The 20,917-nt window shown below is 64.2% G+C and carries 23 protein-coding genes; 4 read left to right on the forward strand and 19 right to left on the reverse strand.

Annotated elements, in window-relative coordinates; all coding sequences use genetic code 11:
• Positions 1–40 precede the first annotated feature (40 nt).
• Positions 41–226 carry a hypothetical protein gene (locus LZ536_RS05325; protein ID WP_249847253.1) on the forward strand — a complete coding sequence of 62 codons (186 nt, stop codon included), beginning with the start codon at positions 41–43 and terminating at the stop codon, positions 224–226.
• 6 nt (positions 227–232) lie between these two features.
• On the opposite strand, the gene LZ536_RS05330 is transcribed toward LZ536_RS05325, so the two are convergent.
• The 3 genes from LZ536_RS05330 to LZ536_RS05340 all read right to left on the reverse strand — a co-directional run bounded on the left by LZ536_RS05330 (position 233) and on the right by LZ536_RS05340 (position 2,024).
• Positions 233–979 (reverse strand): sigma-70 family RNA polymerase sigma factor, encoded by a 747-nt coding sequence (locus LZ536_RS05330; protein WP_431357913.1) that lies wholly within the window; start codon positions 977–979, stop codon positions 233–235.
• Positions 980–1,004: 25 nt separating this feature from the next.
• Positions 1,005–1,142, reverse strand: coding sequence for a hypothetical protein (locus LZ536_RS05335; protein ID WP_249847254.1), 138 nt, complete (start codon positions 1,140–1,142; stop codon positions 1,005–1,007).
• 78 nt (positions 1,143–1,220) lie between these two features.
• Positions 1,221–2,024 (reverse strand): response regulator, encoded by an 804-nt coding sequence (locus LZ536_RS05340; RefSeq protein ID WP_249847255.1) that lies wholly within the window; start codon positions 2,022–2,024, stop codon positions 1,221–1,223.
• 208 nt (positions 2,025–2,232) lie between these two features.
• Between LZ536_RS05340 and LZ536_RS05345 the strand changes: the two genes are divergently transcribed.
• Together LZ536_RS05345 and LZ536_RS13110 are read left to right on the forward strand one after the other, a co-directional pair.
• Positions 2,233–2,517 (forward strand): NepR family anti-sigma factor, encoded by a 285-nt coding sequence (locus tag LZ536_RS05345; RefSeq protein WP_249847256.1) that lies wholly within the window; start codon positions 2,233–2,235, stop codon positions 2,515–2,517.
• Between the two features lie 27 nt (positions 2,518–2,544).
• Positions 2,545–4,077, forward strand: a complete 1,533-nt coding sequence (locus LZ536_RS13110) for a sensor histidine kinase (protein ID WP_249847257.1) — start codon at positions 2,545–2,547, stop codon at positions 4,075–4,077.
• A 119-nt stretch (positions 4,078–4,196) separates the two neighbouring features.
• Here the strand turns inward: LZ536_RS13110 and tatC are convergent, their stop codons facing one another.
• From tatC to argS, 9 genes are read right to left on the reverse strand one after another with little or no spacing between them, the layout of a single operon-like run.
• Positions 4,197–5,006, reverse strand: coding sequence for a twin-arginine translocase subunit TatC (tatC, locus tag LZ536_RS05355; protein ID WP_249848566.1), 810 nt, complete (start codon positions 5,004–5,006; stop codon positions 4,197–4,199).
• A 29-nt stretch (positions 5,007–5,035) separates the two neighbouring features.
• Positions 5,036–5,422 carry a Sec-independent protein translocase protein TatB gene (tatB, locus tag LZ536_RS05360; protein WP_249847258.1) on the reverse strand — a complete coding sequence of 129 codons (387 nt, stop codon included), beginning with the start codon at positions 5,420–5,422 and terminating at the stop codon, positions 5,036–5,038.
• A gap of 20 nt (positions 5,423–5,442) precedes the next feature.
• A complete protein-coding gene (locus LZ536_RS05365; protein WP_249847259.1) occupies positions 5,443–5,739 on the reverse strand; it encodes a twin-arginine translocase TatA/TatE family subunit in 297 nt (98 codons plus the stop codon).
• 24 nt (positions 5,740–5,763) lie between these two features.
• Positions 5,764–6,330, reverse strand: coding sequence for an SMC-Scp complex subunit ScpB (scpB, locus tag LZ536_RS05370; RefSeq protein WP_249847260.1), 567 nt, complete (start codon positions 6,328–6,330; stop codon positions 5,764–5,766).
• Positions 6,330–7,100: a segregation and condensation protein A gene (locus LZ536_RS05375; protein ID WP_249847261.1), complete on the reverse strand. Its 771-nt coding sequence runs from the start codon at positions 7,098–7,100 to the stop codon at positions 6,330–6,332. The genes scpB and LZ536_RS05375 overlap by 1 nt, the downstream gene beginning before the upstream one ends.
• Positions 7,101–7,123: 23 nt before the next feature.
• Positions 7,124–8,131, reverse strand: a complete 1,008-nt coding sequence (nagZ, locus tag LZ536_RS05380) for a beta-N-acetylhexosaminidase (protein WP_249847262.1) — start codon at positions 8,129–8,131, stop codon at positions 7,124–7,126.
• A gap of 1 nt (position 8,132) precedes the next feature.
• Entirely contained in the window at positions 8,133–8,810 is a 678-nt protein-coding gene (locus tag LZ536_RS05385; RefSeq protein ID WP_249847263.1) for an SPOR domain-containing protein, read from the reverse strand.
• 13 nt (positions 8,811–8,823) lie between these two features.
• On the reverse strand, positions 8,824–9,546 hold the full coding sequence (locus tag LZ536_RS05390) for a hypothetical protein (protein WP_249847264.1): 723 nt from the start codon (positions 9,544–9,546) through the stop codon (positions 8,824–8,826).
• Positions 9,546–11,279, reverse strand: coding sequence for an arginine--tRNA ligase (gene argS / locus LZ536_RS05395; protein ID WP_249847265.1), 1,734 nt, complete (start codon positions 11,277–11,279; stop codon positions 9,546–9,548). The genes LZ536_RS05390 and argS overlap by 1 nt, the downstream gene beginning before the upstream one ends.
• A 149-nt stretch (positions 11,280–11,428) precedes the next feature.
• Between argS and LZ536_RS05400 the strand changes: the two genes are divergently transcribed.
• Positions 11,429–11,989 (forward strand): DUF922 domain-containing protein, encoded by a 561-nt coding sequence (locus LZ536_RS05400; protein WP_249847266.1) that lies wholly within the window; start codon positions 11,429–11,431, stop codon positions 11,987–11,989.
• Positions 11,990–11,994: 5 nt separating this feature from the next.
• On the opposite strand, the gene LZ536_RS05405 is transcribed toward LZ536_RS05400, so the two are convergent.
• From LZ536_RS05405 to LZ536_RS05435, 7 genes are all read right to left on the reverse strand, one after another.
• Positions 11,995–13,155 carry a deoxyguanosinetriphosphate triphosphohydrolase gene (locus LZ536_RS05405; RefSeq protein WP_249847267.1) on the reverse strand — a complete coding sequence of 387 codons (1,161 nt, stop codon included), beginning with the start codon at positions 13,153–13,155 and terminating at the stop codon, positions 11,995–11,997.
• Positions 13,155–14,897, reverse strand: coding sequence for an SPOR domain-containing protein (locus LZ536_RS05410; protein WP_249847268.1), 1,743 nt, complete (start codon positions 14,895–14,897; stop codon positions 13,155–13,157). Before LZ536_RS05410 ends, LZ536_RS05405 begins: the two co-directional genes overlap by 1 nt.
• Before the next feature lie 93 nt (positions 14,898–14,990).
• On the reverse strand, positions 14,991–16,379 hold the full coding sequence (gene ftsZ / locus LZ536_RS05415) for a cell division protein FtsZ (RefSeq protein WP_249847269.1): 1,389 nt from the start codon (positions 16,377–16,379) through the stop codon (positions 14,991–14,993).
• Positions 16,380–16,554: 175 nt separating this feature from the next.
• Entirely contained in the window at positions 16,555–17,796 is a 1,242-nt protein-coding gene (locus LZ536_RS05420) for an MFS transporter (RefSeq protein WP_249847270.1), read from the reverse strand.
• Between the two features lie 22 nt (positions 17,797–17,818).
• A complete protein-coding gene (gene ftsA, locus LZ536_RS05425; RefSeq protein ID WP_249847271.1) occupies positions 17,819–19,075 on the reverse strand; it encodes a cell division protein FtsA in 1,257 nt (418 codons plus the stop codon).
• A gap of 13 nt (positions 19,076–19,088) precedes the next feature.
• The gene (locus tag LZ536_RS05430; RefSeq protein WP_249847272.1) at positions 19,089–19,976 is read right to left on the reverse strand and encodes a cell division protein FtsQ/DivIB; all 888 of its coding nucleotides are present in this window, start codon (positions 19,974–19,976) and stop codon (positions 19,089–19,091) included.
• A complete protein-coding gene (locus LZ536_RS05435) occupies positions 19,973–20,911 on the reverse strand; it encodes a D-alanine--D-alanine ligase (RefSeq protein ID WP_249848567.1) in 939 nt (312 codons plus the stop codon). Before LZ536_RS05435 ends, LZ536_RS05430 begins: the two co-directional genes overlap by 4 nt.
• Positions 20,912–20,917 lie beyond the last annotated feature (6 nt).

Raw genomic sequence — 20,917 nt, forward strand, 5'->3', positions numbered from 1 at the left:
AGGCGAAACCCCTGGCCCTCGCCTGCGTTAAGTTCTTCTAATGGCTAGCAACCCTCATAAGGAGACGGCTGGCGGGCACCATGTGGAAAGGCGCATCATCCGCGTCGAGAACTTGCCCGACCAGGCCGGAATTGCCGCGGCACTTCGTCGCGCATTCGCTGCTGGTATGCCTGAAAAGGACGATAGCGATCTGATGTTCGAGGAATTACTGAGGCGGCTGCACTAGCCGGCCTCAGGCTTCGTCGTCGAGGGCGCTTTCCTCGCTATCATCGTGACGACGCCGGGCGATCGCATCGCTGCCGGCGCTCAGTTCGTCGACTTCGCCCATGATCGTCTGCAGCGCCGACTTGTTCGGGTCGGTCTTGTGCTGGCGGCGGGAGGGCAGCTTGCCGCCTGACAGGAGGGCTTCCAACGCCACACGACCACGGGCCACGCGGCTTTTGATCGTGCCGACCGCGCAGCCGCAGATTTCCGCCGCTTCTTCGTAGGCAAAACCGCCGGCGCCGACGAGGATCAAAGCCTCGCGCTGTGGCTGCGGCAGATGCATCAACGCCCGCTGCATGTCACCGAGCTCGATATGCCGATCCTGGCTCGCCGGAGCGGCAAGGATCTTCGAGGCGGTGAGGTCATCCCACTCGCCCTTGAACCGCGCGCGGCGCATCTGGCTGAGGAACAGGTTGCGCAAGATGATGAAGGTCCAGGCCCGCATGTTGGTGCCGGCCTGGAACCGCTTGCGCGCCGCCCATGCTTTAAGAAGCGTTTCCTGGACGAGGTCGTCGGCGAGGTCGCGGCTGCCCGACAGCGAACGTCCGAAGGCGCGCAGGTGCGGGATCACCGCCGCCAGATGGTCTTTGAACTCATCGTCGGGGAGCGGCACCGGCTCGGGCCGTACCTCCTCGATGATTTCGTCGTCTTCAGCTTCGTCGGACACTTTACCCCACCCCGTTGCTGGGCCGGAGGCCGCATGCGCAATGTTCATTGATACGCCTGTAAAAAATAGGAAGTCAGCCAGCGACCAGCAATATGACCGCGAAGATCGCGATCACGAGCAACAGTCCGACGCCTAGCACCACGCGGGTGACGTGTGGCGTTGCACCGGCGCGCGCTTCGGTCGTCGTCAAATGCTCACTCGGCTCGGCCATTGAACGGGACTTCCTTGAGGAATGGACTTTCCGCGCCAACGCGGAGTTGGCGCGACTGTTCCCTTACGGAAACGAAGTCTATCCCGCTGGAACGGTCGCCGCGTCGAAGAACAGGGCCTGGCTGATCGCCGCCTTCACTGTCGAGCGCTGGAATGGCTTGGTGATGAGGAATGTCGGCTCCGGCCGGGTACCGGTCAACAGGCGCTCCGGAAAGGCGGTGATAAAGATCACGGGCACCGAAAATTCGGCGAGGATGTCCTTGACCGCGTCGATGCCCGAACTGTCGTCGGCGAGCTGGATGTCCGCCAGTACCAACGTCGGCGGCGACTGGCGCGCCTGGGCGACTGCCTCGGTGCGCGTGACTGCAACGCCGGTGACGTTGTGACCAAGGTCGCGGACAATCATTTCGATGTCCATTGCGATAATCGGCTCGTCTTCGATGATCAGCACGTCCGCATGGGTCTGGCGCTCGATTTCGGCCAGAGCCTCAGCGACCAGGCTGTCCACGTCTTCTGGCGAGACACCAATCAGATATGCGGCGTCCTCCGTCGAAAACCCTTCTAGCGACGTCAGCAGCAAAGCCTGGCGCGACAGTGGCGTGATGCGTGACAGCCGAGCTTGAGCGATGCCTTCGGCGCCGAAACCGGTGACACCCGAAGGCTCCTCGCCCGGCTCGATATTCGCGGTCGACCAGATGGCGTGGAAGGTCTTGTAGAGACCCAGCCGGGGGTCGACGTCCCGGGGGAAATCATTCGGCGCGGCGACGATGGCTTCGAGCGCTGCACGCACGAAGGCGTCACCATGAGCCTGCGATCCCGTAAGGGCGCGGGCATAGCGGCGAAGAAACGGCAGGTGCGGCGCGAGTTCCTGTCCAAGCGACATTCAAAGTCTCTCCCTGAATCCCCGGCGGCCCTATTGGGCGCACCGTATGATCGTTGCAACCCCGGAACCGAACGCCACGCGGTCCAGCCGCCTGCATCCCCCCGAGATCATTTCGAGTGTTGGAACAAAGAAGCGCGCTTTTAGTTTCCACGCATCAATTGGGGGCGTTTTTCCTTGCAGTTTGACGAGGTGCAAAGGGGGGATATAGGTGCGCGCCAAAGCCGCTATCGACCCGTCTTGCGTAGTGGATGTGAAGAGGACCATGTGGGTCGAACATTTGATGTACCCAGGCGAGGGGGACGACGAGTTGAGTGACAAGCGCAACAGCGACCGTCTCGCCGGAAAGGACAATTCGAAAGTGCGTTCCAAGCGCAAACCTGAAGGAGGCTCGAAAGCCGGCGACCTCGGGAAAGCCTTGCGATCGGTTTACGACAATACGCTTCGCGAAGAGGTTCCGGGCGATTTTCTCGACCTGCTGGGCAAGCTCAGCTAGGTCGGCGCGCTAACGGCAGCGCGATCCGTGGACGAACGTCCTTCCCAATTCGATCGCCTGCCGACGGGCACGAAGCTGTTGCTGATCCTGTCTGCGGCGCTGCTGCCGCTCGGCCTCGCGCTGGCCTGGGCAGCGCGCGACAGCCTGCACGACGCCAATATCGCCAACCGCGAAGCATCCGAGGAACAAGGCCGCGCGGTCGCACGGGCCATTGAGAGCCTGATTGCCCGCAATGCGCTGGCGCTCAGCGTCGCCGCCAACGGCGCCTTTCACGACAATAGCGACGACCCCTGCGGCAATGCCGCACAATCGCTCGCGGTGACTCCGGCGATCGCCAACCGCTTCACCATCCGCGACACCAACGGCAAACTCCTTTGCGCCCATGGCAATTTCGAGCCCCGGCGCGAAGAGACCCTTGTGGCGCCCGGCGACATCAGGCTGTGGGTGTCGCGTCAGGACAATGCTGTCGACTATCGCGTGGGGGTCGCCGGCGGCATGGCGACGGGCGATGTGACAGTCGATGCCTTGCGCGCAGCCGCCGCCGAAGTCAGCAAGGACATCGACGAACTCGTCGTCACGGATGGCGGCAGCCAGCTCGCCATCATTGAATCGCATCGCGCTGCTTCGACCGCCCAGCCGCTGCGCGGCCGGCACCGGATCGGCAGCGGCCAGCTGGAAGTCCACACCGCTGTCAATGTCGATCACACGACGATCTTCGACCAGGTGGCGATGATGCTGCCGATCCTGATGTGGGTCGTGGCGGCTTTGCTGAGCTGGTACCTGGTGCGTCGTTCACTGATCCAGCCCCTCGGGAGGCTGACGAGCGCGGTTACGGCCTATCAACCGGGCGACACTCTCGAGCTGCCGGAAAAACTGGGGCCTGCGGCAGAGATTCGCGAGCTTGGGCAGGCGTTCGAGCGCGCAGTCGCGAGGATCGAGGAATCCGAGCGCCATATGGCGGAAGCGCTGGAGGGCCAGAGGCGGTTGGTGCGCGAGGTCCATCACCGCGTGAAGAATAATTTGCAGGTCGTCGCCTCGCTTCTCAACATTCACGGCCGCAGCGCAACGATGCCGGAAGCACGCGCTGCTTATGCGGCGATCGGGCGCCGCGTCGACGCGCTGAGCGTCGTCCATCGCAACCATTTCGCCGAGGTCGAGGAGAGTCGCGGCATTTCCCTGCGGCCGTTGCTCGTCGAGCTCTCGGCGACGCTGCGAGCCTCGGCACCGGACGATGCCAAGGCAACGCCAATCCAGCTCGACGTCGACCATCTGTACACGACGCAGGATGCCGCGGTGGCAGCCGCCTTCTTCGTCACCGAGGTCGTCGAGTTCGCCATGCTGGACCAACCCGGCCAACCGATCGAAATCGAGCTGAGGCGGATCAGCGAACTGGTCGCCCACCTCACGATTTCCAGCAACGCCCTGACGCCCGCGAAGGATGGAGACGCCCAGCGGCAGCAGTTCAGCCGGATCATCGGCGGGCTGGCGCGGCAGTTGAGGTCACCGCTCGACGAGAGAATGGGGCGCTTGAGCGTTGATATTCCGGTCTTTCCCGACTGATCGGGCATTTTTCACGCCGCCGCGAAAAATTTTTTCAAAGAGGGGCGGAACCCACCGGAAACGCAGGACGTTGTGCAGGTTGGATAGTGACCTTTTGCCCCCCCGCTCTCGCTATCCGCTTAAATGGGCCCGGACTCGCCAACCCTCCCCCCCCCCGGTGGCGAATCCGGGCCCACGTTTCTCTGGGGCCCTTCATCTCCATTTGAGGCAGAGGCTTTGGCCAGGCGAGCAGCGCGCCAGTGCGTGATGCGAATGGCGAGGATCGCGAACTCGTATAGCAAATATAGCGGCACGAGCAGGATCAGCATCGAGACGACATCGGGCGGCGTCAGAACCGCCGACACCGCTGCGCAGACGACGATCGCGTAGCGGCGCGACTTGGCGAGCTGCTCCCGCGTGACAATCCCGGCCCGCTCTAGGATCATCAGCAGCACAGGTGTCAGGAAGGCTACGCCGAAGCCGAACAGAAAGCGGGTCGAGAAGGCCAAATAATTGCCCACAGCGGGCAAGGCTTCCTGATGGATGCCGCCGATTTCGCCCTGGTAGCCGAGCAGGAAATGCAGCGCCCACGGCATCGCGACGAAATAGGCGAAGCTTGCGCCCATCGCGAAGAACAGGGGCGTCATGATCAGGAAGGGCAGAAGCGCCTTCTTCTCCTTGGCGTAGAGGCCGGGCGCAACGAACTTCCAGATTTGCGTGGCAATGAAGGGGAAGGTGATCATCGCTGCGGCGAACAGGGCGACCTTCACCTCGGCAAAGAAGGCTTCGAAAATATCCGTGTAGATGAGCTTGCCCTGGCCGGCTTCGAGCAACGGCTGGACGAGGACCGCGAAGATATCGCGGGCGAAGTAGAGGCAGATGAAAAAGGCAGCCGCCAGCGCTGCGATGCACATGATCAAACGGCGCCTGAGCTCGACCAGGTGCTCCATCAGCGGCGCCTTGGTGTCGTCGATATCCTTCACGGCAGCGGACGCTCCTCAGGCGGGCGCGGGTCGGGATCTTCGAGCGGGAGGCCGGGCTGGTCGTCGTCGACCGGCGGCGGAATCCCGTCCGATGGCGGCATTTCGGCAGACGCCTCCTGACTCGGCAGCATCAGCTGATCACCGTTGGCCGGGAATTCCTGCATGATACGCTCGTTTTCGGCGCGCCAGCGCTTCTCCATCTCTTCCAGCTCGGCTTCGCGGACCATGGCCTCGATGCCCGAATTGAAGTGGCGCGCCATGCCGCGGATCTTGCCGACCCAGTGGCCGACCGTGCGCATGGCTTTGGGCAGGTCCTTCGGCCCAATGAATACGAGCGCGATGATCGCGACGAGGAAGAGTTCAGAGCTGTCGACGCCGAACATCGGCGTACTCCCGAGCTAGTCTAGCTGCGCGGCGGTTCGTCGCCAGAAGCCGGCGGCGGCGTGGTCGGCTGGGCGGGCGGGGGCGAGGTCGGCGTGATGTCGATCGGCTGCTCGCTCAGCTTGCGTTGCTGCTCCTCGTAGCGGCGGCGCTCCTCGTACTTCTTGTACTTTTCGTCCTCGTCGTCCTCCATGCCGCTCTTGAAGCTTTTGATGCCCTTGCCGAGCTCGCCCATGATGTTGGACACCCGGCCCGCGCCGAAGAGCAGGAGCACGATGACGAGAATGATGATCCAGTGACTGATGCCGCCTAGGCCCATTGGGAAACTCCTTTGAGGGCGTCTTTAGTCCGCCTCGTCTTCGCTTTCCAGTTGTAGCTGGAACATGCTCTCGTCGAGCGGGTCGAGCAGGCCCGCCGCCTTGAGGTCCTCGATGCCCGGCAGGTCGCGGCGAGAGCCGAGACCGAAGTGGGTCAGGAAGTCGTCCGTGGTCGCGTAAAGCAGCGGCCGCCCCGGCGCTTCGCGGCGACCGGCGGTCTTGACCCAGCCCGCTTCCATCAGCACGTCGAGGGTGCCTTTGGAGATCTGGACGCCGCGGATCGCCTCGATCTCGGCGCGGCTGACAGGCTCGTGATAGGCGATGATCGCCAATGTCTCGGTGGCGGCACGCGACAGGCGCCGTGGCTCTTCGCGCTCGCGGCGGAGAATGTGGGCGAGATCCGGCGCGGTCTGGAAATGCCAGCGTCCGCCGCGCTCGACTAGCTCGATGCCATGGCCTTCGTAGTGGGCGGAAAGCTGACCGAGCGCTATCTCAACGTCGCCTTCGCCGGTATAGGCAGCGATCTGCTCCACGGTCAGCGGGATTTCCGACGCGAACAGGGTCGCTTCAACGGCGCGGGCAAACTCATCCATCAGTGAAGCCTCGCGGCGGCTGCCTTGCGAACCAACAGAGGCGCAAAGGCCTCGTCCTGGGCGATCTCCACCCTGCCCTGCCGCGCCAGCTCCAGCGCGGCGACGAAAGAAGACGCGAGCGCGGATTTGATGAACGCGGAGTCTTCGCTCTCCGGCAGGAATGCTTCCAGCACCGTCCAGTCGATATGCGCGCCGATGAGCCGCGAGACGCGCTCGATGGCATCATCGAGGGTCATGACCCGTCGATCATGGACGACGTGCATAGCTGGCTGGGTGCGCGCCTTGACCACACCATAGGCAGCGAACAGCTCGAACGGCGTTACCTGCCAGGCGGATTTGCGGACGAGGCGAAGACCTTCGGGTCCGCCGCGGGCAAAGACGTCGCGGCCGAGACGGTCCCGGCCCATCAGCCGAGCACCAGCTTCCCGCATCGCGTCAAGCCGCTGCAGCCGCATCTGCAGGCGCAGCGCCAGCTCTTCCGGGCTCGGGTCCTGTTCCGGATCTTTGGGCAGCAGCAGGCAGGATTTAAGGTAGGCCAGCCATGCCGCCATGACGAGATAGTCGGCGGCAATCTCCAGACGCAGCTTCCGGGCGCCCTCCAGGTAGGTGAGATACTGCTCGACCAGCGCGAGGATCGAAATCTGGTGGAGGTCGACCTTCTGGACACGGGCAAGACTGAGCAGGAGGTCGAGCGGACCTTCCCAACCGTCGAGGTTGAGGGTCAGCGCCTCGTCTTCGCGTGCCGGAGTGTCGAAGAATTCGGAGTCCATCGGCGTCGAGCCTATCGCAGGGCCTAGACCAGCGCCAGAAGCTCATCGCGCTTGGCGACGGCTTCCGCGAAACTCACGTCATCTTCCTCGTTGAGCGTGATCGCCATCGCCCGCGCCAGCCGCGCCTCGCCGTCGGCAGACAGCGCGGGCACGGCTGCGGCGACGGACTGCATCTCCGCCATGTCGCCTGAGCAATGAAGGGCGATATCGCAGCCGGCCGCGACCGCATTCGCGGCTCGCGAGCCCATGTCGCCCGATAAGGCGTGCATGCCGAGGTCGTCGGTCATCAGCAGATTGTCGAAGCCGATGCGCTCGCGGATGATCTGGTTGATGACGGTCGGCGACATGCTGGACGGGAGGTCCGCATCCCAAGCGGTGTAGACGACGTGCGCCACCATCCCCATCGGCGCCCAACGCAGGCGTTCGAACGGTTCAAGGTCGATTGCCAGTTCGTCGTCGCCTGCGGTGACTATTGGCAGTTCCTTGTGGCTGTCGACGAGCGCTCGGCCATGACCCGGCATATGCTTGACCACACCGACGACGCCGGCCGAGGCCATGCCGTCGAGCACTGCCCGGCCAAGCGCCGCCACCTGCATTGGGTCGCCGCCCAGCGAGCGGTCGCCGACAATGTCGGTCGCACCCGGCTGGAGGACATCAAGGACCGGCAGGCAATTGACGTTGACACCGACGCCGCGAAGCATGAGCGCCAAGGCCCTGGCGTTGACCCGAGCGGCCTCGATCGCCGAGGACGGCGCGAGGTTATAGAGATTGGCGAATGCCTCGGCCTTGGGGAATGCCGGCCAGACCGGAGGCTGCATCCGGGCGACCCGGCCGCCCTCCTGGTCGATCAGGATCGGGAGGTCAGGACGGCCAGACAGCGCAAAAAGCTCGTCGTTAAGCCTCCGCAACTGTTCTTCGTTCGAACAGTTGCGTTTGAACAAAATATAGCCCGCCGGATCGGTATCGCGAAAGAAATCGCGTTCATTATCCGTGAGTTCGGTGCCAGAGAGGCCGTAAATCGCTGCCTGCATCTTATTGCGCCACGAAGCAGTTTTCGCCGCCGGCGGTCACGGCGCGACAGGCGGCCTGTGCCTCCGCCGGAGACGAGGCTGCAGCGCGAAGACGGTAGCCGCCACTGTACTGGACAACCACCTTATTGAGCTTCGCGACCTCCGGGAAGCGCCCGGACAGCAGCCGCCAGGCGGTCTCCGCCTTGCCGGTCGAGGCATAGGCGCCAAGCTGGATGACGGTGCCCTTGGCACCGCTTGGCGCGGCCGGAGCGGGCGTTGGTTCGGTCTTCGGCGGTTCAGGTTTCGCCGGCTTTTCGGCCGCTTCCGCAGGCTTTGTTGCGGGGCCCTCATCGACCGCGTCGGGAACTTCCGACAACTTGCTGGTGTCGAGTTGGGCGTCGCTGTCCTCGCCGGCACCCGTGGCATAAGCGGTGCCGCTGTCGCCGGCGACGTCGAGGCCGCCGGGATTATCGGGCTTCACCTTGTAGGGGCCGGGCTCGGCTTTGATCAGTTGCGGCGGGCCATGACCCTTGTCCTGGCGGCCGAGCCAGAAGAGCGTTCCGGCAACGATACCGACACCGACCAGTACCAGCAGCAGGGCCATCAGCATCTTCCGCCCGGAAACGGCGGGCGGCTCATCTTCGTCATCGACCGCTTCCAGCCAGGGAAGGGCTTCATCGCCGGAGCGGACGTCACTCATTCATTCGACTCCCTCAGCCGATCACCAGGCAGTGATCGCCGCTCCGCTGCAGGTTGCGGCAGACAGTTTTCGATTGTTGGCGCGAGCTGGTGCCGAGACGCAAGACATAAAGGATGCGACCGTCAGGCTTGGTGATGACCGGTACGACGACCTTCGGCATGCGCCCAAGGACCGGGTAGCGCGCCACTCGTGAGGAATAGGCATTGTTGGCCCTTGCCGCGGTGGTGAAGGCACCGAGCTGGATGACTTGTCCGGCAGGACCGGGCGAAGGCATTTTCGGCCAGGGGCGGCTCTTGGCGAGCCGCTCCTGCTCGGCGCGGACGGCATCGATATGAGCGCGCTCGACACCGGCGGTGCGGATCTTGCGGCGCGCGGGCGCTGCCCGATGGTGCACTGCTTTCCTTGGCGCTTTAGCCTTCGCAACTGGCACAGTTGCGGGACCGGGTGCCTCAACTGCGGGTGCAGCCACTGGCGCTTGTGCGACTTCAACGACCTGAGCGACTGGCCTGGCTGGAGCGATTGCAACCGTTTGCGATGGTTGCGGCTGGGGCGCTTCCTTCTGCTGGCCGAGCCAGTAACCGCCGCCGCCAACGGCCGCCAGCAAGATCAAGCCGATGATTGCCAGAAGCGGCCTGCCGGACCTCGAGCGCGGCTGCGGCGGCGCCGTCGCTTTCGTCTCCCGGTACGGCTCCAGCCAGGGCAGCCGGTCTTCATCGACCGGCCGGTGACCATGCATCAGCGCATCTCCTCGACGGCCTCGACTCCCATCAGTTCCAGGCCGTTACGGATGATTTGCCCGATGCCGCGCGCCAGTTCCAGCCGCGCCCGCGAAAGTTGTGGATTGTTTTCAAGGAGAAAGCGCCGCGATGGGTCGTCATTGCCGCGGTTCCACAACGCATGGAACTCGGCAGCTAGGTCGTAGAGATAGAAAGCGATCCGGTGCGGCTCATGCGCCATCGCCGCGCCTTCGACGACGCGGGGATATTGGGCAGCGGTCTTGACCAGCGCCAGTTCCTCGCCGTCGAGCAGGTTCAGGTCCGCAGGCATGTCGAGCGAAACCCCGGCGTCTGCGGCCTTGCGCTGCAGCGAGTGGATCCGCGCGTGCGCGTACTGGACGTAGAAGACCGGATTGTCCTTCGACGCCTCGACGACCTTGGCGAAGTCGAATTCGAGCATCGTGTCGGCGCGCTTGGTCAGCATCATGAAGCGGACAACATCCTTGCCTACCTCGCGCACGACATCGGCAAGCGTCACAAAATTCCCGGCGCGCTTGCTCATCTTGATCGGTTCGCCGCCGCGCAGGAGCTTGACCATCTGGATGATCTTGACGTCGAGATCGACGCGGCCGTCGGTCAGTGCGTTGACCGCTGCCTGCACGCGCTTGACGGTCCCGGCGTGATCGGCGCCCCAGATGTTGACCAGGTGATCGGCATTCTCGGCCTTTTGGTAGTGATAGGCGGCGTCGGCGCCGAAATAGGTCCAGCTGCCGTCGGACTTCTTCATGGGCCGGTCCTGATCGTCGCCGAACTGGCTTGACCGGAAGAGAGTCAGCTCGACCGGCTCCCAATCGTCATGATCATCGAGGCTCTTCGGCCGTTCCAGCTCGCCCTGGTAGACAAGGCCCTTGCTGCGGAGATTCTCCATCGTGGCCTCGACCTTGCCCGACTCTTGCAGCTCGGCCTCCGAGGCGAAGATGTCGTGATGGATGTTGAGCAGGCTGAGGTCGTGGCGAATGAGGTCGAGCATCGCCGCGACCGTTCGCTGCTTGAAGATCGGCAGCCATTCGCTCTCGGGCGCACCGACATATTTGTCGCTGAACTCGGCGGCGAGAAGCGACCCTACCGGCTGCAGATAGTCGCCCGGGTAAAGCCCTTCCGGGATCTCGCCGATATCCTCGCCGAGCGCCTCGCGGTAGCGCAGGTGCGCGGAGCGCGCGAGCGTGTCGACCTGCGACCCGGCGTCGTTGACATAATATTCCTTGGTGACCCGGAAGCCGGCGGCTTCGAGCAGCCGGGCGAGTGCATCGCCCACGACCGCACCGCGGCAATGCCCCATGTGCATCGGCCCGGTGGGATTGGCCGAGACATATTCGACATTCACGCGCTCGTTGTTGCCGATGTTCGACAGGCCGTATCCCTCACCCTCGGCAAGGATGGTCGTCAGCTCGTCCCGCCAGGATTCCTCGGCCAGCCTCAGATTGATGAAGCCCGGTCCGGCGATATCGACCGACGTGACGCCGGGGATGGCCTCGAGCTTCGGCTTGATCGCTTCGGCCAGCGCACGCGGATTGGTGCCGGCAGCCTTGGCGAGCACCATCGCAGCGTTCGTCGCGAGATCGCCATGGGAGGCATCGCGCGGCGGCTCGACCGCGACCGCCTTGCGGTTAGCGTCGGCGGGCAAACGCCCCTCGCTGACCAAATCGTCGAGAATGCCGTCAAGAAGCGCGGAAAAGCGGGCGTAGAGGCTCAATGTCGTGTCACCGAAAGCAGGAAAGCCGCGCCTCTAGCGCAGGCTCAAGCCTTCGTCACGTCCGGCTCTCGGCCATCTACCGGGATTTTCCGGTTCAGAGGAGCCGTGACGCGGGTTAGAAGCCCCGCTCCAGCATAGGGGATTCGGACATGATGATGATGCTAATCGCCGCCATGGCTGTGCAAGCGGCCACGCCGCCCGCCGGTCCCCCGACGGCTGCAAGGCCGCTGAAGGATATCCCCGGCGTCACCGTCTCCTATTATGACGTCGCCGGAAAGAACCAGAAGCAGATCAAGGACGCGCTCAAAAAATTGCGGCCGGTCGGCGCGAACGGCGAACCGCAGGCCATCAAATCAAGCTGGGACGTCGGCGCGGGCGTGCAGAAGCAGACGGAAGGCGACAAATGCACCATCATCGGCGCGAAGGTGACTTTGGAAGGGAAGGTCGAGCTTCCGCGCCTCGCCGACCCCGCCAAAGCCGACGCGGACACAGTCAAAGCCTGGAATGAATACGTCGCCAGATTGGAGAATGTGGCCGCGCTCGATTTTAATTTCGTTTCCGATCGCATGCCTGACATTGAGAAGGCTTTGACCGGCCAGACTTGTGATGCCGCTTCAGGCGCGATGAGTGCGGCCGTCGACCGACTAGCGGCGCAGGAAAGAGGATATATGGCGTCGCTGGCGCCCCCTGCAGCGGCGCCCCAGAAATAACAGCCTCAGAAACGGTCGGGCAGATGGACGGGACCGACCAGCTCCTCGTGGCGGGCGATGGCGAAGCGGTCGGTCATGCCGGCGATATAGTCGGCGATGCCGCGCTGGCGGGCGACTTCGCCCTCCCCGCGCTGCCAGCCCTTGGGAAGACCGGCGGGGTTGTCGAGATAATACTGTGCAAGGCCCGAGATCACACGTTGCGCCTCTTTGCGGACGGGCATCAGCGGGACACTGTTGTAAAGGCGATCATAGAGGAAGCGCTTCAGCTGGCGCTCCTCGGTAGCCAGCGCCTCCGAGAAGCCGACCAATGCAGACCCGAAGCTGCGGACGTCTTCGATGGATTGCACCCCCGCTTCGCGCACCAGGCGCAGGGTTTCCTCCATCGCATCGCCAACCATGGTCCCAATGCCGTCGCGGACGAGCGCTTTGACCTTCTTGATGGGATCAAGGCCCGGGTGGCGCTTCTCGATCGCAAGCCAGAGGCGCCGGACGAATGGCAGCTCCATTAGCTCTTCGAGCCTGAGGATCCCGGCGCGCAGCCCGTCGTCGATGTCGTGGTTATCGTAGGCGATATCGTCGGCAATCGCTGCAACCTGCGCCTCCAGGCTAGGCCAGGTGCCAAGCTCCAGCGGGAAGGCCGCGTCCGCTTCCGCCATAGCCCAGCCCGGATTGGTGACCGGCCCGTTGTGCTTGGCCAGCCCCTCCAGGCATTCCCAGCTGAGGTTGAGGCCGTCGAAATCCGGATATGGATTTTCGAGCAGGGTCACGAGCCGCAAGCTGTGGCCATTATGGTCGAACCCGCCGCCAGCGCTTAGCGCTTCCGACAGCGCGTCCTCACCGGCATGGCCGAACGGTGGATGGCCAAGGTCATGGGCCAGGCACAAAGCCTCGGTCAGGTCTTCATTGAGGCCGAAGGCGCGAGCCATGCTGCGGCCGATCTGCGCGACTTCCAGGGAATGGGTCAGGCGGACTCGAAAATGGTCGCCGTCGGGTGCAACGAAAACCTGCGTCTTGTGGCGCAACCGCCGAAACGACACGGAATGGACGATCCGATCGCGGTCACGCTGGAAGATGTCGCGCGGGCCGCGCGGACCCCCGTCGGCTTCGGAAAAGGCCCTGCCGCGCGACTGGCTTGGCTGCGCGGCTAAGTCCCCCCCTAGTTTCATCAGCTCTTGAGTTTCTCGATCCTGATCTGTGCCGGATTGCGGGTCCACCTAAAGCTGTCGACGCCCGCCTTATCAAGCTTTGTCACGAAATCCTGCGCATCGTCGGCGCTGGCAAAGGGTCCGACCAGCAACCGGAAATAATCCTTCCCGTTGGTGACGTAGCCGGAGCGCGACTTCAGCACCGAACCCGCTTTTGCGGACAGGCGCTTATATTCCGTGGCCAGGCGGTCCTGGTTGGCGCCACCCGCCAGCTGAACCCAATTGGAGCCTGCGACACCGAGCTTCGCGGCTTCTGCCTTTTCCTTCTTGTCCGCCTCGGCCTTGGCCTTCTTTTCGGCAGCGAGCTTGTCAGCCTTCTTCTTGTCCTCGGCTGCAGCTTTGGTCGATCTGGCATTCTCGACCTTTGGCGTGGAGAGGGTAGCGTCAGCCACCTTGGCCTTCGGCTGGATAATCACCGATCGCGTGGTTTCGACCTTCGGCCTGGAAATTGGCGGACCTTCGAACACGAATGCAGGCTCAACGGCCGCAACCGGTGGCGGCTCTGGCGCTTGCGCATCAGCCACTTTGACCAGGCCGTCGCCTGCGGGCGGATCGGCCGGTTCCTGCTTCAGGCTTTCGGCGATGTCATTGAGACGGTCGGCCGGTCGAGGTTCCGGATCCTTGTCGGCGGCATCCGGCCTGGCACTGTCGGCGGTTTGCGTCTTGGGTCGACGAGTTGAGGCAAAGCGGCTCGGATCGAGCGACGGTCGCACCATTGCCATGTAGGTCGACGGCTTCGCGGCTTCCTGTACGGCGCGGACCGGCGCATCGGCAACCTTGATCGGCTTCTTCGCTTGGGTGCGCGCCTGCTTTTGAGCCAGTGCCGCCTGTCGCTGCGGCGCGCTATTGCCGATCGAAACAACAGGTGAAATGGGCACTGGCTCTGCCGAAGCGTAACGTTGGGCCGCGTCCTTGGGGAAAATACCCAAGTGGACCGCGGCCGCCTTCTCGTCCGGCCGGAGCACGGGCAACATCTTGAAGAAGGGCTCGAAGCTCGCGCCGGCGCCGGGCATGACCGCGTCGATCGTCCGGCGCGCGCCTTCCCGATCCCCGGCCAAAGCCAGGATGAAGGCGTTGATCCGCGTCGCTTCCGGATCGCGCCGAGCCAGCAAGGGCTCGATCGTGTCGGCGGCAGCCTTGATGTTGCGTGAAATCGCAAGACTGACGGCCAACCGGCGGCGAGCCTCATCCGCGTCGGCACCCACCAAAGCCACCCGATAATCGGACTGCGCCTTGGCCTGGTCGCCGGTCAGGTCGAACGCGAGGCCGCGGTCGACGGCAATCTGCATCTGCGTCGCGCCGAACGATTGCGCCTTGGCGAAATAGGGCAGCGCATCGGACGGGTCGCCCATTGCGACCATCGCTGCCGCCTTGCCCGCTTGCGGTTGCCAGCTGTTGGGGCTGACATCCTCGGCACGGCCATAAAAGCCGATGGCGGCTTGAGGATCCCCGGTTGCGAGCGCGGCCCGCCCAGCGGCGACCAGTGCCTGGAAATTCCTGGGGTTGAGTGCGATCAGCCGGACGTTGCGGGCCAGCGCCGCTTCGGGGCTTTCGACGGTTCCGGGCGCAGGGGCTTCCGGTGGAGGAGGCGCTGCGCCGATATATTGGGCGCAAGCAGGGGCGATCGGCACGAAAACGGCAGACGCAACGAGTGCCGCGCGGCCGGCGCGGCTAGGCAAGCTCTTGAGCATGAAACGAATCATGCTCGCAACCAGCTTGCTCAAAGCTGACAGAAAAGACCCTCGCGGCGAACTGTGGCGGGGCGGCGGCGAACCGAGCCGCCGCCGCAACGCGCGTTACTGATTGTTTTGCCGATTGAGGAAACGAGGAATGTCGAGCGGCTCCCGGCGGAAGCTCGGCATCGGCTCGTCGCCCTCGCCCTGCGCCTGCGCAGCGCCACGCGCGATGTTCGACATACGCTCAAACAGGGTGCCGCTTTCGCGGGCGATCTTCGGCGCGTCCTCGGCGTCCGAAGTCTCTTCGACCGGAGTGTCGAGCTCCATCACTTCATCCGCCGGAGGAGCGATCGGCGCGGCACCGACCGGCTGGGTGAGGATGTCGTCATTGTCGAGCACCAGCTCGTCCGTCTCGTCTTCTTCCGTCAGCTCCAGCGGCTCATCGTCGATCGCTGCGGACGCCGGCGCCGGGGTCACAGCGACCGGGGCCGCGCGCGGTGTCGGGAAGCTGAACACCTTACCCGGCTGCGGCTGGGTCGCGGCGTCGGCCTCGATGCCAGTGGCGACGACCGAGACGCGGATCTTGCCGCCGAGGTCGTCATTGAACGCCGAGCCCCAGATGATGTTGGCGTCGGGATCGACCAATTCCTTGATGTGGCTGGCGGCCTCGTCAACCTCCATCAGGCGCATGTCCTCGCCGCCAGTGATCGAGATGATGACGCCCTTGGCACCCTTCATGCTGACACCGTCGAGCAGCGGGTTCGAGATCGCCTTTTCTGCGGCCTCGATGGCGCGATTTTCGCCAGCGGCTTCGCCGGTGCCCATCATCGCCTTGCCCATCTCGCCCATCACCGAGCGGACGTCGGCGAAATCGAGGTTGATGAGGCCCGGCATGACCATAAGGTCGGTGATGCCGCGCACGCCCTGCTGCAGCACCTCATCGGCCATTTCGAACGCTTCCTTGAAGGTCGTTTCAGAATTGGCGAGGCGGAACAGGTTCTGGTTGGGGATGACAATCAAGGTGTCGACGTGCTGCTGCAGCTCGCTGATGCCGGCCTCGGCCGAGCGGCTGCGGCGCGCGCCTTCGAACGCGAACGGCTTGGTGACGACACCGACAGTCAGGATGCCCTTGTCGCGCGCCGCCTTGGCGATGACCGGGGCAGCGCCGGTGCCCGTGCCGCCGCCCATGCCGGCGGCGATGAAGCACATGTGAGCGCCGTCCAGCGCCTTCTCGATTTCCTCCAACGTCTCTTCGGCGGCGGCGCGGCCGATCTCGGGTCGCGACCCGGCGCCGAGGCCCTGCGTGATCTTGAGGCCGAGCTGGATGCGGCGGTCGGCCGAGGAGGCATTGAGTGCCTGGGCGTCGGTGTTGGCGACGATGAAATCGACACCCTGAACGTCCCGGCGGATCATGTTGGCAATGGCGTTTCCGCCAGCGCCGCCGACGCCGATGACGCTGATCCGCGGCCGCAGTTCGTCGACCTCAGGACGGATGAAATCGATGCTCATGGGCTAAACCCCCTCCCCTGCACGCAGTGCATTGAACTTAGGGGATGAATCTTTGAATCATCGCGAGTCGCACCACAAGCGAAAAAGTTAACCGTGGTGAAAAAAAACGGTGGATTGTGCCCCTTCAGACTCACCGTGATTCAGATTGGGACAAGGTTAATCGAAAGCGGAACAATTAGCCCCGCCGCGCATCCCAATCGATCTCCCGGATTTCGGGCAACAGGAATGCCCACCAAAGTGCCCCGACGGCAGCGATGGCCGCGGTCAACAGAAAGGCACTCGTATAGCCGGCTCGATCGACGATTATGCCTGTGACGACCGGGCCAACGATGCCCGACAAATTGCCGAGCGCATTCTGAATTCCGACCCAACTACCGGACGCGCGCGGACCGGCATACATTTGCGCAATGGCATAAAGGTTCATCGACAGCGCAGCGGTCGCGGCGCCGGCAAAGCTGAGAAGAATGCCGATTTCGAATGCGGTGTCCGCATAGGCCAGGCCGAGGATGGCGCCGGCGGCAAGCAGCTGGCTCAAAACCATCATCCATTTCCGGCACGCGGCTTCGGATCGGCCCGACCGCGTCCACCAGTCCGAGAAATGACCGTAGCCGAACGCGCAAGCGCCCTGAACGGCATACCCGAGCGAAGCAAGATAGGTCATCTCCGTGATGGTGAAGCCGCGCGACTTGGTGAGGTAAAGCGGCAGCCAGGCCAGCAGGAAGTAGAAGCAGTAATTGCCGAGAGCGTGAACAATAGAGATCGACCACAATGGCCATTGGCTCAGGAGGACGCGAGCCGGCACGCGCCGCTCATCCATATTCGCGACTTGAGCGGGCAGATTGCGAACCAGCGGCTGCCACGGGATCAACCAAAGCAAGGTCGCGAGACCGAATAGGAAGAACATCGTCCGCCAGCCCCAGCTGGCGACAATCAGGCCGCCCGCAAGCGTTCCAAGCGCGGGTCCCAGCGCGATACCCATGGCGAGCGCGGCGTTGGCGACCCCGCGCCGCTCCGCCGGAACGTGCCTGGCGACAATCTTCGATGCGCCGGGGAAAGCGATGCTTTCGCCAATGCCTAGCATGATGCGGAGCACGAGCAGCGACACGAAACCGCCGACGAGACCCATCAACAGCGTGCTCGCCGCCCACAGGAGGATGCCAGCCGCGATCAACTTGTAGACCGAGAAGCGATCGCACAGCCAACCGGCGAAGAGCTGAACCGGTGCGTAAACCCAGAAGAAGGCGGAGACGGCGAGGCCGAAGTCGGTCGCACTTAACCCGAGTTCGCCTTTCATCACCGGGGCGGCAACCGCAATTGCGCCGCGATCTACGTAGTTGAGGAAGACTGCGACGCCCAAAAGCAGGATCAGCGCGTTCCCGGCCGTCCGTACGGTCGCCCCTGTAGTTGCTGTCGCCATAACCCCCCCCCCGGTTGACTGGCTAGAACCCGCCCTTCATGGCCGAGACCAGACGCCCCATGAAACCCTGCCCGGTCTTCTTTTCGATGACTGTGCCGAGTGCCAGGTCGCGCAAGTCTCCCGTGCCGCCTGCCGCAAGCATTGCCAGCCCGACCAACGTCGCGAAAGCGGGGCCGCTGTGCGCATCAGGGAGGCCGGTGATCGTCTTTGGACGCCCAACACGGACTGCACGCCCAAGCACACCCTGCATGTAGTCGGCGATGTTCTTGAGTTCGGCGCCGCCACCGGTCAGCACGACCTGGCGCCCGACGGGGCCAGTGAATCCTAGTCCCTTAAGGGCATTGTCGACCTGGTTGGTGAGCTCCTCGACGCGCTGGCGAATGACGGTCATCAGCTGGGCGCGGGTGATGCGCATCGGCTCGGTTCCGGCCTCCGCCCCCATTTGGTTGGCCTCGATCATCTCGTGATTGTCGCGAGGGCTCGTCATCGCCGAGCCGTAGAAACACTTCAGCCGCTCGGCATCGCGCCGCTGCACGCCGAAGGCGCAGGCGATGTCATCGCTGATGTCGCGAGCCCCGAGCGGGATTGAGCGGAGGCCGACAAGCATGCCGCCGACATGAAGCGAAACGTTGGTGACCTCGGCACCAAGCTCGACCAATGCGACGCCCAGCTCTCGCTCTTCCGGCGTCAGGCAAGCGAGCGCAGCCGCAACGGGCGAAGCCACGATGGCGCGGACACCGAGGTGCGCCGAGCGGATGACATAGTCGAGGTTGCGCAGCGGCGCCGGATCGGCGGCGATAACGTGAATGTCGACACCCAGTCGCTCGGCATGCAGGCCGATGGGCTGACGAACGCCCTCGACACCATCGATCGTATAAAGTGCAGGGTGGGCATGAAGGACAACGCGGTCACCGCGATCGATCGCGGTGCGGCCGTGGCGGAGCAGCTCGGTAATGTCCGACTGTTCGATCTGGTGGCCGCCGAGCTCGACCTCGACGTTGGCGTCCTCGCTGGTCAGCCCGCCCGCGCCAAAGCTGGCCCAGACGTCATCGATAGTGACACCTGACATACGCTCGGCACTCTCGACTGTCTCGCGGACGGCGACTTCGCTGCCGTCAACGTCGGTGACGTAACCGCGCTTGACGCCCTGGCTCTCTCGCTGGCCTGAGCCGAGTACGCGCAGCCGCCCGTCCGCGTCGGGAGCGACGATCAAGGCACTGACCTTCGACGAGCCGATGTCGAGGGCGGTGATCAGGGGCTGCGAGGTGGGGTCGGCCATTCGGTTTACGGTACTAACTCTGGTTCTTTGTTTCGGGAACGATCGGCTCGCCCGGCGCGCGCGGCAGGCGGACGACCATCTTGCCCGGAATGCGAAGGTCGATGCGAAGGATTCCGCGTCCGAGCAAGCCTGCCGATTTGTCGAGTTTCGCGAACTTGGCAAGTGCCGCTTTTGCGTCGGCCTGTCCCTCCGGCAGCGCGACGGTCTCACCGGATTGGAAATTGAGGTCCCAGCGACGACGGCCAACCCAGGTCGCCGATTCCAGCTGCGGCCCAAGCGTCGGCGCGCCCTGGAGCAGCGCCTGCAGGTTGCGACTCTGCGCGTTTGCGCCTGGCCCGATCAGCAAGGGCAGGTCTGGCATGGCACTGATCGGAACGCGGTCGAGGACGACGCCCTCCGCATCGATCAGCGACAGCTTGCTGCTGTCCTGCCAGATTGCCGTCGGCTTCCGCTCGATAATGTCGATGACCAGTGTGTCAGGCAGGCGGCGCGAGACGCGCGCGTCCTTGACCCAGCCATATTGGAGCAGCCGCTCGCGGATGGCGGCGACGTCGACGAGCGGCATGGCCATGCTCTTCTGGTCGAGCGCGATTTGATAGACCGGTTTGCGGTCCATGCGATGCACGCCCTGGACATCGACGCTGCGCACGCGGAAACCGGCGTCGCCGATGGCCTCGCCGGCGGCCAAACCTGCCTTGGCCGGAATATCGAGGGCCACCAGGGTCACCGCCACCGCCGCCGCAGCGAACAGGCCGAATGCCCAACGGGCCAGCCGGTTGGCGCTGTCCTGCTGCACCGGCAGCTTGTCGACGAGCTTCCTGGGAACCGTGACCTTGCCGCGCGCAGGCTTGCCGCGCTTCCGCCCGCTGCCCGATCCACGCCGGACGTGGGCCGCACTCATCCAGCCGCGCCCTCCAGCGCCCTGGCATTTTGCGCCGCGTCGTCGAGTGCTTCGGCGATCAGACGTTCGACCAGTTCGCCATATTCAATTCCGCGCTGGCGGGCCTGCTCGGGAACCAGGCTCAAGGGCGTCATGCCGGGCTGGGTGTTGACCTCGAGGAGGTAGATGCCCTCCTCGCCCTGCTCTTCATCCCAACGGAAGTCGGAGCGCGACGCGCCCTTGCAGCCAAGCAATTTGTGCGCGCGGGCGGCCATGTCCATCATCGCCTTGGCGATATTGTCGGGGACCTCCGCCGGGCAGACATGTTCCGTCAGTCCATCGGTATATTTGCTGTCATAGTCGTAGAAACCGACCTTGGGCTTCAGCTCGGTGACGCAGAGCGCCTCCCCGCCGATGACTGCCACCGTCAACTCGTGGCCCTTGATGAAGGGCTCGGCGAGCAAATGGTCGAAATGCTTCCACGGGCCTTCGACATCGCGACCGATCGGGTTGCCGTAATTGCTGTCGTTGGTGACGATGGCGACACCGACGGACGAGCCCTCGTTGACCGGCTTCAGCACGTAGGGTCGCGCCATCGGATCGCCGTCGTAGAGCGTGTCGCTCTCAACCACCTTACCTTTGGGCATGCGGATGCCGCCGGGGACCAGCACCATCTTGGTCAGTTCCTTGTCGATGGCGATCACCGAGGTTTCGAGTCCGCTGTGCGTATAAGGGATCTGCATCAGGTCGAGCATGCCCTGAACCGTGCCGTCCTCGCCGGGAGTGCCGTGCAGCGCGTTGAAGACAACGTCGGGGCGTATGGCTGTCAGGACTGAGGCGACATTGCGGTCCATGTCGACCGCCGTGACGTTCGACCAGCCGCGGCCGCGCAGCGCTTCGACCACACCCTGGCCGCTGGTCAGGGAGACTTCGCGTTCGGACGACCAGCCGCCCATCAGCAC

The organism is Sphingomonas alba (assembly GCF_023516555.1).
Classification (GTDB): Bacteria; Pseudomonadota; Alphaproteobacteria; order Sphingomonadales; family Sphingomonadaceae; genus Sphingomicrobium; species Sphingomicrobium album.

Excerpts from the sequence above, each read along its gene's own strand:
- LZ536_RS05325 (WP_249847253.1), top strand. The coding sequence starts at position 41 with ATGGCTAGCAACCCTCATAAGGAGACGGCTGGCGGGCACCATGTGGAA.
- LZ536_RS05365 (WP_249847259.1), bottom strand. The coding sequence starts at position 5,739 with ATGGGCCTAGGCGGCATCAGTCACTGGATCATCATTCTCGTCATCGTG.
- LZ536_RS05390 (WP_249847264.1), bottom strand. The coding sequence starts at position 9,546 with ATGCATGGTCACCGGCCGGTCGATGAAGACCGGCTGCCCTGGCTGGAG.
- tatC (WP_249848566.1), bottom strand. The coding sequence starts at position 5,006 with ATGGAGCACCTGGTCGAGCTCAGGCGCCGTTTGATCATGTGCATCGCA.
- LZ536_RS05340 (WP_249847255.1), bottom strand. The coding sequence starts at position 2,024 with ATGTCGCTTGGACAGGAACTCGCGCCGCACCTGCCGTTTCTTCGCCGC.
- LZ536_RS05420 (WP_249847270.1), bottom strand. The coding sequence starts at position 17,796 with ATGGCGACAGCAACTACAGGGGCGACCGTACGGACGGCCGGGAACGCG.
- LZ536_RS05330 (WP_431357913.1), bottom strand. The coding sequence starts at position 979 with ATGAACATTGCGCATGCGGCCTCCGGCCCAGCAACGGGGTGGGGTAAA.
- LZ536_RS05410 (WP_249847268.1), bottom strand. The coding sequence starts at position 14,897 with ATGATTCGTTTCATGCTCAAGAGCTTGCCTAGCCGCGCCGGCCGCGCG.
- LZ536_RS05400 (WP_249847266.1), top strand. The coding sequence starts at position 11,429 with ATGATGATGATGCTAATCGCCGCCATGGCTGTGCAAGCGGCCACGCCG.
- LZ536_RS05405 (WP_249847267.1), bottom strand. The coding sequence starts at position 13,155 with ATGAAACTAGGGGGGGACTTAGCCGCGCAGCCAAGCCAGTCGCGCGGC.
- scpB (WP_249847260.1), bottom strand. The coding sequence starts at position 6,330 with ATGGATGAGTTTGCCCGCGCCGTTGAAGCGACCCTGTTCGCGTCGGAA.
- LZ536_RS05435 (WP_249848567.1), bottom strand. The coding sequence starts at position 20,911 with ATGGGCGGCTGGTCGTCCGAACGCGAAGTCTCCCTGACCAGCGGCCAG.
- LZ536_RS05375 (WP_249847261.1), bottom strand. The coding sequence starts at position 7,100 with ATGGACTCCGAATTCTTCGACACTCCGGCACGCGAAGACGAGGCGCTG.
- nagZ (WP_249847262.1), bottom strand. The coding sequence starts at position 8,131 with ATGCAGGCAGCGATTTACGGCCTCTCTGGCACCGAACTCACGGATAAT.
- LZ536_RS05385 (WP_249847263.1), bottom strand. The coding sequence starts at position 8,810 with ATGAGTGACGTCCGCTCCGGCGATGAAGCCCTTCCCTGGCTGGAAGCG.
- ftsA (WP_249847271.1), bottom strand. The coding sequence starts at position 19,075 with ATGGCCGACCCCACCTCGCAGCCCCTGATCACCGCCCTCGACATCGGC.
- tatB (WP_249847258.1), bottom strand. The coding sequence starts at position 5,422 with ATGTTCGGCGTCGACAGCTCTGAACTCTTCCTCGTCGCGATCATCGCG.
- LZ536_RS05430 (WP_249847272.1), bottom strand. The coding sequence starts at position 19,976 with ATGAGTGCGGCCCACGTCCGGCGTGGATCGGGCAGCGGGCGGAAGCGC.
- LZ536_RS05335 (WP_249847254.1), bottom strand. The coding sequence starts at position 1,142 with ATGGCCGAGCCGAGTGAGCATTTGACGACGACCGAAGCGCGCGCCGGT.
- ftsZ (WP_249847269.1), bottom strand. The coding sequence starts at position 16,379 with ATGAGCATCGATTTCATCCGTCCTGAGGTCGACGAACTGCGGCCGCGG.